Genomic DNA, 12,951 nt, shown 5'->3' with positions numbered 1-12,951 from the left:
CGCGGTATTTTTTGCCGGTCGCCGACGCGCAAAGCGTCGGCACTGGCTAAATCGAGTAAGACATGAGCGACCTGTTACTGATAGATGATGACCAGGAGCTGTGTGAGCTTCTGAGCAGTTGGTTAAGCCAGGAAGGCTTCCAGGTACGCGCTTGCCACGACGGCCTGAGCGCCCGCAAGGCGTTGCTCGAGGCCAGCCCCGATGCGGTGGTGCTGGACGTGATGCTGCCCGACGGCAGTGGTCTGGAGCTGCTCAAGCAACTGCGCAACGACCACCCTGACCTGCCCGTGCTGATGCTGTCGGCCCGTGGCGAACCGCTGGACCGTATTCTCGGCCTCGAACTGGGCGCCGATGACTACCTGGCCAAACCCTGTGACCCTCGCGAACTGACCGCCCGCTTGCGCGCTGTCTTGCGCCGCAGCCACCCGGCCGCCGTGTCCACCCAACTGGAGCTGGGCGATTTGTGTTTCAGCCCGGCGCGGGGCGTGGTCACCATCGACGAACATGACATTCCCCTGACCGTATCTGAAAGCCGCCTGCTTGAGGCGTTGCTGCGCCAGCCCGGCGAGCCGCTGGACAAACAGGAACTGGCGCAAATTGCCCTGGGCCGCAAGCTGACTTTGTACGACCGCAGCCTCGACATGCACGTGAGCAACCTGCGCAAAAAGATCGGCCCCCACCCCGATGGCCGCCCACGCATCATGGCCCTGCGCAGCCGCGGCTATTTTTATAGCGCATAAGAACCTGTAGCCGCTGCCGAGGCACGAGGCTGCGATGTGGGCCGCAGGACCACCGCCAAGGGCCGCTTCGCACCCCATCGCAGCCTCGTACCTCGTCAGCGGCTACAGGGTTTTCGCAGGGTTTGGCGTTATGTAAACCTCGCACCAAAACGTCTTTACCTAAGCTTTACGCTCGACTGACAGCCATTGACCTTGATCTCCCTAAACTGGGCGCATCCGGATTCACCGGAACCGTACTAAGGAGACACACCATGCGTAAGACTCTAATTGCTCTGATGTTTGCTGCAGCCCTGCCAACCGTCGCAATGGCCATGCCTGGTGGTGACGGCCCAATGGGTCCACGTCACGGCGGTGAGCACGGTCGCGGCGATGCCCCTTACAGCCAACTGGACCTGAGCCGCGAGCAGCGCCAGCAGATCGGCAAGTTGATGGGCGAGCAAATGCACGAACGTAAACAACTGGTTGAGAAGTACCTGGAAAAACTCCCGGCGGCTGATCAAAAGGCGCTGAAAGACGAAATCGCTGCCAAGCATCAGAAAACTCAGAGCGATATTCGTGCGCTGCTCAAGCCTGATCAGCAAAAAACGTTCGATGAGATGCAAAAAAAACGCGCTGAACGCCAAGCAGAATGGAAACAGTTCAAGGAGTGGAAAGCTCAGCAGGCTCCAAAAGCGCAATAATCTAGTCTGTTACCAAGCCCAACGGCCCCCCGGTCGTTGGGCTTTGGTCGTTTCAACCCTTTACCTGTGAGGAATTACTGTGCGTTCACTGTTTTGGCGGATTCTGGCCAGTTTTTGGCTGGCGATAGCCTTGGTCGCAGGGCTCTCGATTCTGTTGGGGCACATGCTCAATCAGGACGCCTGGATCCTCAGTCGCCACCCTGGCCTGCATAATCTGGCGCAACAGTGGACCGAACGTTTTGAAACCCAAGGCCCTGACGCTGCCCAGGATTTCCTCGAACGGCGCAAGCGTCGTTATCACATTGACGTCCAGGTGCTTAACGAAAGCGGCGACCCGGTGGTGGAAGGGACCTTTCCACGCCGCGCTGCGGTTTGGGAAGCCCGTCAGGGGCGCGGCAAGGAGCAACTGCCGTGGCGCCGCCTGACCGTCGAGTACACCAGCCCCAAGACCGCCGAAACCTACTTGCTGATTTACCGCATCCCGCACCCGGAGCTGGACGCCTGGCACCGCCAAAGCCTGATCTGGCCGCTGAGCGCGCTGGGGATTGCGCTGGTGGTGCTGACCTTGTTCAGTTTGCTGGTCACGCTGTCGATCACCCGCCCGCTGAGCCGCTTGCGCGGGGCCGTGCACGATTTGGGGCAAACCACCTACCAGCAAAACAGCCTGGCGCAACTCGCATCACGGCGTGATGAGTTTGGCGTACTGGCAACCGACTTCAACCGCATGGGTGCCCGCCTGCAAAGCTTGATCGGCAGCCAGCGCCAACTGCTGCGCGATGTGTCCCACGAACTGCGCTCACCACTGGCACGTCTGCGCATTGCGTTGGCGTTGGCCGAACGGGCCGGGCCAGAAGAACGCGAGAAGCTCTGGCCGCGCCTGACCCGCGAGTGCGATCGCCTGGAATCCTTGATCAGCGAAATTCTCGCGCTGGCCAGGGTTGATGCCGATCAGGCCAGCGCCGAGCCCATTAAGCTGAACCCTTTGCTCGCCACGGTCCAGAAGGACGCCTCACTGGCCGCCCCCGAACAACGGGTGCAGCTCAATGCCGAGCCTGACCTGAGCATCAGCGGTTGGCCGACCATGATCGAACGCGCCGTGGATAACCTGCTGCGCAACGCTCAGCGCTTCAACCCGCCAGAACAACCGATTGAGTTGACCGCACAACGCTCGGGCGACCACATCGCCATCAGCGTGCGCGATCACGGCCCGGGGGTGGCTAAAGAGTATTTGGCGCATCTGGGCGAGCCGTTCTTCCGGGCACCGGGCCAAACGGCGGCAGGCCATGGGCTGGGCCTGGCGATTGCCCGCCGTGCGGCAGAACGCCATGGCGGCAGGTTGCTGCTGGACAATCACCCGCAGGGCGGGTTTGTTGCCACGCTGGAGCTGCCGTTGGAGCCTAATGCCACTTAGCGGGCTTGATTCGCGATCTTTTAAAGGTCAAAAGATCGCAAGGCAAGCTCGCTCCTGCAGTAAACGCTTAGGCTGACCAGGCTTTGACGAATTCTGCGCTGTTCACTTTTGGTGCATCACGCAGGTCGTTCTGCGGGGTGCCCAGGTACAGGAACGCAACCACTTCTTCGCCGTCTTCCAGACCCAGACCCTTGGCAACGTGTGCGTTGTAGGACAGCTCGCCAGTACGCCACACCGCACCAATGCCTTGGGCAAACGCGGCCAGTTCAATGGCGTGGGCAGCGCAACCGGCGGTAATCAACTGCTCGGACTTAGGCACTTTGAAGTGCTCCTGCAAACGTGCCACGACCACTACCACCAACGGCGCCCGCAATGGCATGGCCCGCGCCTTGTCCAGTGCCGCCTGGGTCACTTCGCCGCCCTGCCCTTGCACCGCTTGGGCCAGGATTTCACCCAGTTGATTGCGCGCTTCACCTTCAACCGTCAAAAAACGGTAAGGCCGCAGTTGGCCGTGATCCGGAGCGCGCAAGGCAGCCGCGAACAAGACTTCACGTTGCTCGGCCGTCGGCGCAGGGTCCAGCAAGCGCGGGGCAGATACACGGTTAAGCAAAGCGTCGAGAGCCTCCATTGGCCACCTCCTGAAGAAAATGTGCGGCTATTCTAACGGTATCCATCGAAAGTCTGGCGGTTTACATCGCTCAGACCACAGGTAGAATGGCGCCCCCTTCAATCCCGAGCTGATTTCATGGCACTGCCGACTTTACGCATTATCGGTTTTGTAATCGGCATCTTCCTGATTACGCTCGCGGTCAGCATGTCTGTGCCGATGCTGACGCTGGTCATTTTTGACCGCATGAGTGATCTGCCGTCCTTTCTGTGGGCCAGCCTGATCACCTTTGTCGCCGGTCTGGCACTGGTGCTGCCCGGCCGCCCGGAGCAGGTGCACCTGCGCCCGCGGGACATGTACCTGCTGACGGTCTCGAGTTGGCTGGTGGTGTGCATTTTTGCTGCGCTGCCGTTTTTGCTGACGCAGCACATCAGTTACACCGACTCATTTTTCGAAAGCATGTCCGGGATTACCGCTACCGGCTCCACGGTGCTGAGCGGGCTGGACACCATGACGCCGGGTATTTTGATGTGGCGCTCGATGCTGCACTGGCTCGGCGGCATCGGCTTTATCGGGATGGCGGTGGCCATTCTGCCGTTGCTGCGCATCGGTGGTATGCGCCTGTTCCAGACCGAATCGTCTGACCGTTCAGAAAAAGTCATGCCGCGCTCGCACATGGTGGCGCGCCTTATTGTCGCCACTTATGTCGGCATCACCATTCTCGGCAGCCTGGCGTTCTGGTGGGCGGGCATGAGTGTGTTTGACGCGATCAACCATGCCATGTCGGCGATATCCACCGGCGGCTTCTCGACCTCGGACCAGTCTTTGGCCAAGTGGACGCAACCGGCGGTGCACTGGGTAGCCATTGTGGTGATGATTCTCGGCAGCCTGCCCTTTACCTTGTATGTGGCGACATTGCGCGGCCATCGTCGAGCATTGTTCAAGGATCAACAGGTTCAAGGCTTGCTCGGGCTGCTGGTGGTGACCTGGTTCGTCATGGGCACGTGGATGTGGTGGACCACCGACATGTCGTGGTGGGATGCCTTTCGTCATGTGGCGCTGAACGTTACGTCGGTGGTGACCACCACCGGCTTTGCCTTGGGCGACTATAGCTTGTGGGGCAACTTCTCGCTGATGCTGTTTTTTTACCTGGGGTTTATCGGGGGTTGCTCGGGCTCGACAGCGGGCGGAATCAAGATTTTCCGCTTTCAGGTTGCCTACATACTGCTCAAGGCCAACCTAAACCAGCTGATTCATCCCCGTGCGGTGATCAAGCAAAAGTACAACGGCCACCGCCTCGACGAAGAAATCGTGCGCTCGATTTTGACCTTTTCGTTCTTCTTCGCCACCACCATCTGCGTGATTGCGTTGGCGTTGTCGATGCTGGGTCTGGACTGGATGACCGCCCTCACCGGCGCCGCCAGTACGGTGTCTGGCGTGGGGCCGGGGCTGGGTGAAATCATCGGCCCGTCGGGTAATTTCTCCAGCTTGCCGGATGCCGCCAAATGGATTCTGTCGTTTGGCATGTTGCTTGGGCGTCTGGAGATCATTACCGTGTTTGTATTGTGTGTTCCGGCATTCTGGCGGCATTGATTCAATCAGAGGTTCAGCATGGGCCAAATCCTGTCACTGCGTCATTACCGCCAGGACGTGATCGCGCACAGCCATGAGCATGCGCAACTGGTGATCAGTTTGTCCGGCCTGCTCGACTTTGAAGTCGACGGCCGGGCCAGCCTGTTGCGCCAGCAGCACCTGATGGTGATCCCGGCCGGCGCCCATCATATTTGCGGCAGCGAACAAGGCAGCCAGTGCCTGGTGCTCGATGTACCGGGCCAGGACTGGCTCGGCGAGTCGCTGGGCAGTCATGCCGACGCCAGCCGACGCTTGCTCGACAACGCCGGGCACTTGAGCCTCGACGCCAATCAACACCAACTGGTGAGCTGGCTGGCCGCCAGCCCGGTGAACGACCCCTTGATCGCCCGGCAAGGCGCGATCCTCTTTCTGGCGAGCCTGAACAACGCTGTCGAGCCGGTAACTGCAAACCGTCTGCCTTTCGCCGCACTGGATGCCTACATTGAGCAAAACCTCGCTTACCCGCTTCAGGTCATGGATCTGGCGCGAGTCGCAGGTTTGTCCTGCGCGCGTTTGCACAGCCGCTTCGTCAGTGAATGCGGGCTGACGCCCATGGACTACATTCGCCAGCACCGCCTGAACACGGCATTGCAGCTTTTGCGCCACAGCGCCCTGCCCATGGGCGAAGTGGCCAGCCGGGTCGGTTACGCCTCGCAAAGCGCCTTCAGCGCGGCCATGCTGCGAGAATTTGGCGCGTCACCTTCGAGGCTGCGCCGCGAGTCTGGCGACAACTGACGCGAGTCTGGCGACAGACACCGCTCAAGCCCACAGCCTAGACTGCCTGCCTTGCCTATATCGACTTAAGGACTGCAATGACTCCGCGTACCGCCTTGGGCGCCCTGCATATTGGCGCACTGATGTTCGGCCTGACCGGCGTGTTCGGCAAACTCGCCGCCGCGTCAGCTTCCATTATTGTGTTTGGCCGGGCCGGTTTCGCGGTGCTGGCCCTGGCCTTCTTTGCTGCACTGGCCAAAAGCACCCGCTGGAAAAAACTGGCACTGCGCGATGCGCGTAACCTGCTGATCAGCGGCCTGCTGCTGGCCGGGCATTGGGTGAGTTTTTTTGTTTCGGTCAAAATTGCCGGGGTAGCGATTGCGACCCTCGGCTTTGCCAGCTTCCCGGCATTTACCGTGATCCTCGAAGGGCTGATCTTCCGCGAGCGCATCCGCCTCAATGAGGTGATTCTGGTGTTGCTGGTCAGCATCGGCCTGATTCTGGTGACCCCCAGCTTCGATCTGGCCAGCCAGGCCACCGAAGGGTTGATCTGGGCCATTGCCTCGGGCCTGCTGTTTTCGCTGCTGTCACTGAATAACCGGGCCAACAGCGGGCGCGTACCCGCGGTGCAGGCAGCCATGTGGCAAAACGCGGTGGTCGCCTTGTGCCTGCTGCCTTTTGCGGCACCGGGCCTGAGCGAAGTCCGGCCGCTGGACTGGCTGTGGATCGCTCTGCTCGGGGTGTTCTGCACAGGCGTGGCCCACAGCCTGTTTGTCGCCAGCCTGGCAGTAATCAAAGCGCGCACGGCGGCCGTGGTCTTTGCCCTCGAGCCGGTGTACGGCATCACCCTGGCGTGGCTGATATTCCACGAAACCCCGACGCTGCGCATGCTGGTTGGCGGGGTGTTGATCATCGTCGCGATTGTGGTGTCGAGCCGCATCAGCAGCGGCCCGACGCCGAAACAAGCCGTGCTCGATTCAGCCGCTCACTGAACCCGGTCGTTGTGCCCTAAATCACGCTGCGGGTCTATCTGATCGCGGACCCGCTGCTTGAGCACCTTGGCTTCGGGGAAGCCGCCATCGGCCTTGCGCTCCCAGATCTGTACGCCGTCACAGGTAATGCGGAACACACCGCCCGTGCCCGGTTCCAACGCCACTTGGCGCAAATCGTCAGCGAACGTACTGAGCAGCTCTTGCGCCAACCAGGCCGCGCGGAGCAACCACTGACATTGCGTGCAATAAGTGATGACAATTTGCGGCTTGCTGGCAGACATGTTTCTAAAACTCCTGGAGGTAAAGGCGCCGCTATAATAGCCGCCTTTGTCGTTTGCCCAGAGATTCATGATGCGCCGTCTGCTGATTTTCCTGCTTCTGTGTTTAAGCCCGTTGGCGCTGTTGGCGGCTGAAAAGCCCCAGCCCAAAATCGGTTTGGTGCTGTCCGGGGGCGCTGCCCGTGGCCTGGCCCACGTCGGCGTACTCAAAGCGCTGGAGGAGCAAGGCATTCATATTGATGCCATCGCGGGCACCAGCATGGGCGCGGTGATCGGCGGGCTGTATGCCTCGGGCTACAAGATCGATGAGCTGGAAAAGCTCGCCCTGAGCATCGACTGGCAAGAAGCGCTGTCAGACAGCCCCGCCCGCGAGGACATCCCGTTCCGGCGCAAGCAGGATGACCGGGATTTTCTGGTCAGACAAAAGCTCAGCTTCCGTGACGATGGCAGCCTGGGCCTGCCATTGGGCGTGATTCAGGGGCAAAACCTGTCACTGCTGCTGGAAAGCCTGCTGGCGCACAGCAGCGACGTGCGCGACTTTGACAAACTGCCCATCCCGTTCCGTGCCGTGGCCACCGACATCGTCAGTGGCGAGAAAGTGGTATTCCGCAAAGGCCACCTGCCCCAGGTGATTCGCGCCAGCATGTCGATCCCGGCGGTGTTTGCCCCCGTCGAAATCAACGGTCAGTTACTGGTCGATGGCGGCATGGTCGACAACATCCCGGTGGACGCGGCCCGCGAGATGGGCGTCGACCTGGTGATTGTGGTCGACATCGGTACGCCACTGCGGGGGCGCAAAGAGCTCAACACGGTCTTCGACATTCTTAACCAGTCCATTACCTTGATGACCCGCAGTAACTCTGAGGTTCAACTGGCCACGCTAAAACCGGACGACGTACTGATCAAACCGTCGCTCGCGAGCATTGGCGCGACGGATTTTGGCCGCTCGGAAGAGATCATCAATGCCGGCTATCGCGCGACGCAAATCCTTGAAAATCGCCTGGCCAGCTTGCGCCAGCCCGCCGATGCACAACTGAGCATCGCCCGCTCCGCCGAAGAGCGGACCCCGGTGATTACCGCGATCAAAATCGAGAACGACTCGAAAATCGACGATTCAGTGATCCGCTATTACATCCGCCAACCAGTCGGTGAACCGTTGGATCTCGCGCGCTTGCAACGGGACATGGGCACGCTGTATGGCCTGGATTACTTTGATCAAGTGCAGTACCGCGTGGTGCACAAAGGTCAGGAGCGCACCCTGGTGATCAGCGCCCGGGCCAAGCGCAGCGGCACCGATTTCCTGCGCCTGGGCATCAACCTCTCGGATGACATGCACGGCGACAGCGCCTTCAACCTCGGCGCCAGCTACCGGGTCAATGGCATCAACCGCCTGGGCGCCGAATGGCTGACGCGGGTGCAAATCGGCGATAAACAAGAGCTGTACAGCGAGTTCTATCAACCACTGGATGCGGGTTCACGGTTCTTTGTGGCGCCGTATATAAACGCTCAATCGCAGAACGTCGAGGCCATTCTGGATAACGACCCGATTGCCGAATATCGCCTTGAGCGCTATGGATTTGGCTTGAACCTGGGCCGCCAGATCGGCAACAGCGGTGAGATCCGCGTGGGCGTCGGTGAGGCATGGGGCAAGGCCGATGTACGAATCGGCGAGCGTGACTTGCCGAGCACCAGCTTCACCGAAGGCTTTTATGACGTGAAGTACTCGTTCGACTCGCTGGATAACGTTTACTTCCCGCACACGGGCGAAGACATCAGCTTGAAGTTTCGCCAGTTTGACCCGGCGCTGGGCTCGGACGAGCGTTATCGCCAATGGGAATTCAACCTCGACAAGGCCCTGAGTTCGGGGCCGAACACCTGGATTTTGGGTGGGCGTTACGGGCGCACGCTGGACCATGCCAATGTCGTGACCTCAAGCTTTTTGCTCGGCGGTGCGCGGCAGCTGTCCGGGTTCCGTGAGGATGCGATTTCGGGGCAGAACATCAGCTTGATGCGGGCTGTTTACTACCGCCGCCTGACCCCGCGCTCGTACCTGCCGCTTGATTTCCCGCTGTATGCCGGTGCGTCACTGGAGCGCGGCCGCGCCTGGAACAACGACAACGAGTTCGACAGTGGCTACATCAATGCCGCGAGCATTTTTATTGGCTTTGATACACCGCTGGGCCCGCTGAATTTCAGCTACGGGATTAACGATGACAATCAGAAGGCGTTGTATTTGAACCTGGGGCAGACGTTCTAAGCTGTGCCCTTGTAGGAGCGAGCTTGCCTCGCGATCTTTTAAACGATCAAAAGATCGTGAGGCAAGCTCGCTCCTAAAGGTAGAGGGAGGGAAGTCAGTTCTTTTCGAGGTTTTCGAGGATGCGCTTGTGCACGCGCATGCAGATGCGCTGCTCTTCTTCGTCTATGCCGACAAACAATTCCTGACGCAACGCGGTGGCGATGGCCTCGATCTGGGCGATCAAGGGCAAGGCAGACTCACTCAATTCGATTTTCTTGGCACGGCGGTCTTCCAGCACCGCCTGACGTTTGACCAGACCTTGGGCTTCAAGGCTGTCGAGCAAACGCGCAAGGGTCGGACCTTCAACCCCGACACTTTGCGCCAATTCCCGCTGGGTAGGCTTGCAGTCGAATCGTGCCAGATGCAGCAGCACCAGCCAGCGGGCTTGCGACAGGCCGAGACCGGCCAGGCGTCGATCCAGCTCCGCACGCCAGCCACGAGACATTTGGGCCAACTGCATACCAAAACGGTGTTGATCGGTTAACGGCATAAAAAACTCAATGTTTAGACTGAAAAAGAGTGAAACCAATTGTTAGTCAGCTAAGCATGGAGCTTGCACATAGGCAAGACCTGTATGTCAATCAATTCGTTACATGCCAATAACCGTTACATTTCGAATTCGGATTGCAGGGCGGCACGCACGCAATACAGCACCCCTTCCGGCACTCGACCTTTGAACTGTTCAGCGATGCTGGCCACGCTTGGCAACTCGCCCTCACCGTCCAGAAACGCGTCCTGCACTTCTTCCATCAGCTCTTCAGGCAAGTCCAGCGCTTGCTCCAGCGACAGTTCCTGACGCCCTATGGCTTCGGCCAACAGCGTGTAGACGTTCTTTTCAGAGCACTGCAACTGCCCGGAGATCTGCAGCGGGGTCATGCCGGCACGCGCCAGGCTGATCAGTTCGTGGCGGATGTCCGCGACCACTTTCGGGGCCTCGGCCTGCCCACCCAACACTTCGAGGAACGCCTCGCCGTAACGCTCCAGTTTGCGCGCACCAATACCGCCGACCTTGGCCATGTCGGCCAGCGACGTCGGCTGGCTGCGCAGCATTTCGAGCAACGTTGAGTCGGGGAAGATGACATAAGGCGGTACGCCGTGCTCTTCGGCCAGCTTGCGGCGCAAGGCACGTAGGGCCTCCCACTGCTCGCGCTCGTCGCCACGCACCAGTTGGCTGGCCGGGCTGGCAGAACTGCTTTTGACCGTGGTTTGCGGCTTGAGCTCACGACGCAGCTCAAGCGTCACTTCGCCGCGCAACAAAGGCCGGCACGTGTCGCTCAGACGCAAACCGCCGTAGCCTTCGATATCAATGTCGGCCAGACCACGGGCAACCAGTTGGCGGAATAAGGTGCGCCAATCGCCCTCGGATCGGGCTTTGCCTACGCCGAAGACCGACAGGTGTTGATGGCCCATGCTGCGGGTTTTTTCGTTTTCTCGGCCCAGCAATACGTCGATCAGGTGGCCGGTGCCATAACGCTGGCCGGCACGATAAATCGCTGACAACGCCTGACGCGCCGGTTCTGTGGCGTCCCAGGTTTGCACGCCGTCGACACAGTTATCGCAATGCCCACATGGCTGGGGCATGTCTTCGTCAAAATACGCAAGCAAGGTCTGACGGCGGCAGCGGGTTTCTTCGCACAGAGCCAGCATCGCGTCGAGCTTGTGATGCTCCAGACGCTTGTGGCGCTCGTCGCCTTCGGAGTTTTGCAGCATCTGCTTGAGCATCACCACGTCTTGCAGGCCGTAAGCCATCCAGGCATCTGCCGGCAAGCCATCACGGCCCGCACGGCCGGTTTCCTGGTAGTACGCCTCAAGGGATTTGGGCAGGTCCAGGTGCGCCACGAAGCGCACGTTGGACTTGTCGATGCCCATGCCAAAGGCGATGGTGGCGACCATGATCAGCCCTTCTTCATTGAGGAAGCGCTTTTGGTTGGCGGCACGGGTTTCGTTGGGCAACCCGGCGTGGTACGGCAAGGCCGGGAAGCCCTGGTCGCACAAAAACTGCGCCACTTCGTCGACCTTTTTACGCGACAGGCAATAGACGATACCGGCATCGCTGCGCCGCTCCGAGAGGAACGCCAGCAATTGTTTGCGCGGCTGCTCTTTGGGCACGATGCGGTAAAAAATGTTGGGCCGGTCGAAGCTCGACAAAAAACGCTCCGCGTTCTGCAAATGCAGGCGGGTGACGATTTCTTCGCGGGTGCGTTTGTCGGCGGTGGCGGTCAGGGCGATGCGCGGTACATGGGGGAACATCTCGGCCAACTGGCCCAGTTGCAGGTACTCCGGACGGAAATCATGCCCCCACTGCGACACACAGTGCGCTTCGTCGATCGCAAACAGGGCGATGTCCAGGCTCTGCAGAAAGGCCATCATGCGCGGCTGCACCAGACGCTCTGGCGCCAGGTAGAGCATTTTGACTTCGCCACGGCGGATCCGGTTGGCCAGGTCGCGCTGCTGATCGGCGCTCAATGTCGAGTTCAGGGAGGCGGCGGCGACGCCCAGTTCTTCGAGCGTGGCGACCTGATCGTCCATCAAGGCGATCAACGGCGAGACCACCACCGCCAGACCGTCACGCAACAGCGCCGGGACCTGGAAGCACAAGGACTTGCCGCCGCCGGTGGGCATCAGCACCAAAGCGTCGCCACCACTGGCCACGCGCTCAATAATGTCACCCTGACGGCCACGGAAACTGTCGTAGCCGAAGATGTCTTTGAGTACGCGTTGAGCCTGTTCGAGCATAGAAACTCCAGAAATCGCCGAAACACCCCTGCGTCAGCGGGACCCGGCGCGGCCTCAAGCGGCGTTTAAACCCTTGGGCGCAGAGCGCTGGAGCCGCTGTCTTGACCGCAGGGCATCACAAAACGCGGCAGTATACCCGAGCACTCCCCCCTACAGGGCGCTGTGATTGCAGTACCGATCACCGGGAAGTGATGGCAAATGTGCGCAACGACTGGCTTGGGCGCTCAAGAAAGCCTAGAATTCGGTATTGTTTATTTTCTAGGTAGTCCCTTAATGTCCTTCGCTGAGCAACTAACCCGCCTGCAAGCCTTCCTCGACGCTGACGAGCTGCATGACGAGGCGCTGGACTACGTAGCCACTCACGGCTACCTGACTGCCCTGTCCATCTGCGCTGAAGAAGTACCTGAGCGTGAATGGATCGACGCCATTTTCTCTGAAACCCCGAACTATAAAGACGACGCCCAGCGCGAAGAGATTGAAGGTTCCCTGGTTAAACTCAAGGACCACATCGCTCGCCAACTGGCGTCGGACGAAGAGTTCGAACTGCCGTGTGATCTGGACCTGGGCGACGAGCCAGATGAGTCTGATCTGCGCGGCTGGTGCATCGGCTTTATGGAAGGCGTTTTCCTGCGCGAAGCAGCTTGGTTCGAAACCGCCGAAGAAGAAGTCAGTGAAATGCTGCTGCCGATCATGGTCGGTTCGGGCCTGTTCGACGACCAGCCTGAATTCGCCGATATCGCTCAGGATGCCAACCTGATGGACGACATGATCGTGCAGATCCCGGAAGCCCTGACCGCCCTGTTCCTGCTGTGCCATGCCCCTGACGAAAAACCGGCCATCCTCAAGCCGCGTCACCACTGATTCA

At 60.0% G+C, this 12,951-nt stretch carries 12 protein-coding genes; 8 read left to right on the top strand and 4 right to left on the bottom strand.

What is annotated here, in order from left to right; all coding sequences use genetic code 11:
* Positions 1–62 precede the first annotated feature (62 nt).
* The 3 genes from GHO32_RS09620 (at position 63) to GHO32_RS09610 (ending at position 2,831) form a co-directional block, all read left to right on the top strand.
* On the top strand, positions 63–740 hold the full coding sequence (locus tag GHO32_RS09620) for a response regulator transcription factor (RefSeq protein WP_048371487.1): 678 nt from the start codon (positions 63–65) through the stop codon (positions 738–740).
* A 251-nt stretch (positions 741–991) separates the two neighbouring features.
* Positions 992–1,420, top strand: coding sequence for a Spy/CpxP family protein refolding chaperone (locus tag GHO32_RS09615; protein WP_048371489.1), 429 nt, complete (start codon positions 992–994; stop codon positions 1,418–1,420).
* A gap of 79 nt (positions 1,421–1,499) precedes the next feature.
* Positions 1,500–2,831, top strand: a complete 1,332-nt coding sequence (locus tag GHO32_RS09610) for a sensor histidine kinase (RefSeq protein ID WP_368668437.1) — start codon at positions 1,500–1,502, stop codon at positions 2,829–2,831.
* 67 nt (positions 2,832–2,898) lie between these two features.
* Here the strand turns inward: GHO32_RS09610 and GHO32_RS09605 are convergent, their stop codons facing one another.
* Complete coding sequence (locus tag GHO32_RS09605; RefSeq protein ID WP_048371492.1) at positions 2,899–3,459, bottom strand: NAD(P)H nitroreductase; 561 nt, start codon at positions 3,457–3,459, stop codon at positions 2,899–2,901.
* 117 nt (positions 3,460–3,576) lie between these two features.
* On the opposite strand from GHO32_RS09605, the gene GHO32_RS09600 reads away from it, so the two are divergent.
* From GHO32_RS09600 to GHO32_RS09590, 3 genes are all read left to right on the top strand, one after another.
* On the top strand, positions 3,577–5,031 hold the full coding sequence (locus GHO32_RS09600) for a TrkH family potassium uptake protein (protein ID WP_048371495.1): 1,455 nt from the start codon (positions 3,577–3,579) through the stop codon (positions 5,029–5,031).
* Between the two features lie 18 nt (positions 5,032–5,049).
* Positions 5,050–5,805, top strand: a complete 756-nt coding sequence (locus GHO32_RS09595) for an AraC family transcriptional regulator (protein WP_153336270.1) — start codon at positions 5,050–5,052, stop codon at positions 5,803–5,805.
* A gap of 77 nt (positions 5,806–5,882) precedes the next feature.
* Positions 5,883–6,776 (top strand): DMT family transporter, encoded by an 894-nt coding sequence (locus GHO32_RS09590; protein WP_153336271.1) that lies wholly within the window; start codon positions 5,883–5,885, stop codon positions 6,774–6,776.
* Here GHO32_RS09590 and GHO32_RS09585 read toward each other — a convergent pair.
* Positions 6,770–7,057 (bottom strand): SelT/SelW/SelH family protein, encoded by a 288-nt coding sequence (locus GHO32_RS09585; protein WP_048386108.1) that lies wholly within the window; start codon positions 7,055–7,057, stop codon positions 6,770–6,772. The genes GHO32_RS09590 and GHO32_RS09585 overlap by 7 nt on opposite strands.
* A gap of 70 nt (positions 7,058–7,127) precedes the next feature.
* Here GHO32_RS09585 and GHO32_RS09580 point away from each other — a divergent pair, with 70 nt between their 5' ends.
* A complete protein-coding gene (locus tag GHO32_RS09580) occupies positions 7,128–9,311 on the top strand; it encodes a patatin-like phospholipase family protein (protein WP_153336279.1) in 2,184 nt (727 codons plus the stop codon).
* A gap of 94 nt (positions 9,312–9,405) precedes the next feature.
* Here GHO32_RS09580 and GHO32_RS09575 read toward each other — a convergent pair whose 3' ends face one another.
* Together GHO32_RS09575 and recQ are read right to left on the bottom strand one after the other, a co-directional pair.
* A complete protein-coding gene (locus GHO32_RS09575; RefSeq protein ID WP_048371505.1) occupies positions 9,406–9,840 on the bottom strand; it encodes a MarR family transcriptional regulator in 435 nt (144 codons plus the stop codon).
* 116 nt (positions 9,841–9,956) lie between these two features.
* A complete protein-coding gene (gene recQ, locus GHO32_RS09570) occupies positions 9,957–12,086 on the bottom strand; it encodes a DNA helicase RecQ (RefSeq protein WP_153336272.1) in 2,130 nt (709 codons plus the stop codon).
* A gap of 273 nt (positions 12,087–12,359) precedes the next feature.
* Here recQ and GHO32_RS09565 point away from each other — a divergent pair, with 273 nt between their 5' ends.
* Complete coding sequence (locus GHO32_RS09565) at positions 12,360–12,947, top strand: YecA family protein (RefSeq protein ID WP_048371508.1); 588 nt, start codon at positions 12,360–12,362, stop codon at positions 12,945–12,947.
* Positions 12,948–12,951: the final 4 nt, after the last annotated feature.

This window comes from Pseudomonas sp. FSL R10-2189 (assembly GCF_009600325.1).
Taxonomy (GTDB): Bacteria; Pseudomonadota; Gammaproteobacteria; order Pseudomonadales; family Pseudomonadaceae; genus Aquipseudomonas; species Aquipseudomonas helleri.
The sequence above is the reverse complement of the archived record's forward strand: the minus strand, read 5'-3'. Positions and strand labels throughout refer to the sequence as shown.

Coding starts and splice junctions, on each gene's coding strand:
- GHO32_RS09620 (WP_048371487.1), top strand. CDS start 63: ATGAGCGACCTGTTACTGATAGATGATGACCAGGAGCTGTGTGAGCTT.
- GHO32_RS09615 (WP_048371489.1), top strand. CDS start 992: ATGCGTAAGACTCTAATTGCTCTGATGTTTGCTGCAGCCCTGCCAACC.
- GHO32_RS09605 (WP_048371492.1), bottom strand. CDS start 3,459: ATGGAGGCTCTCGACGCTTTGCTTAACCGTGTATCTGCCCCGCGCTTG.
- GHO32_RS09600 (WP_048371495.1), top strand. CDS start 3,577: ATGGCACTGCCGACTTTACGCATTATCGGTTTTGTAATCGGCATCTTC.
- GHO32_RS09595 (WP_153336270.1), top strand. CDS start 5,050: ATGGGCCAAATCCTGTCACTGCGTCATTACCGCCAGGACGTGATCGCG.
- GHO32_RS09590 (WP_153336271.1), top strand. CDS start 5,883: ATGACTCCGCGTACCGCCTTGGGCGCCCTGCATATTGGCGCACTGATG.
- GHO32_RS09585 (WP_048386108.1), bottom strand. CDS start 7,057: ATGTCTGCCAGCAAGCCGCAAATTGTCATCACTTATTGCACGCAATGT.
- GHO32_RS09580 (WP_153336279.1), top strand. CDS start 7,128: ATGCGCCGTCTGCTGATTTTCCTGCTTCTGTGTTTAAGCCCGTTGGCG.
- GHO32_RS09575 (WP_048371505.1), bottom strand. CDS start 9,840: ATGCCGTTAACCGATCAACACCGTTTTGGTATGCAGTTGGCCCAAATG.
- recQ (WP_153336272.1), bottom strand. CDS start 12,086: ATGCTCGAACAGGCTCAACGCGTACTCAAAGACATCTTCGGCTACGAC.
- GHO32_RS09565 (WP_048371508.1), top strand. CDS start 12,360: ATGTCCTTCGCTGAGCAACTAACCCGCCTGCAAGCCTTCCTCGACGCT.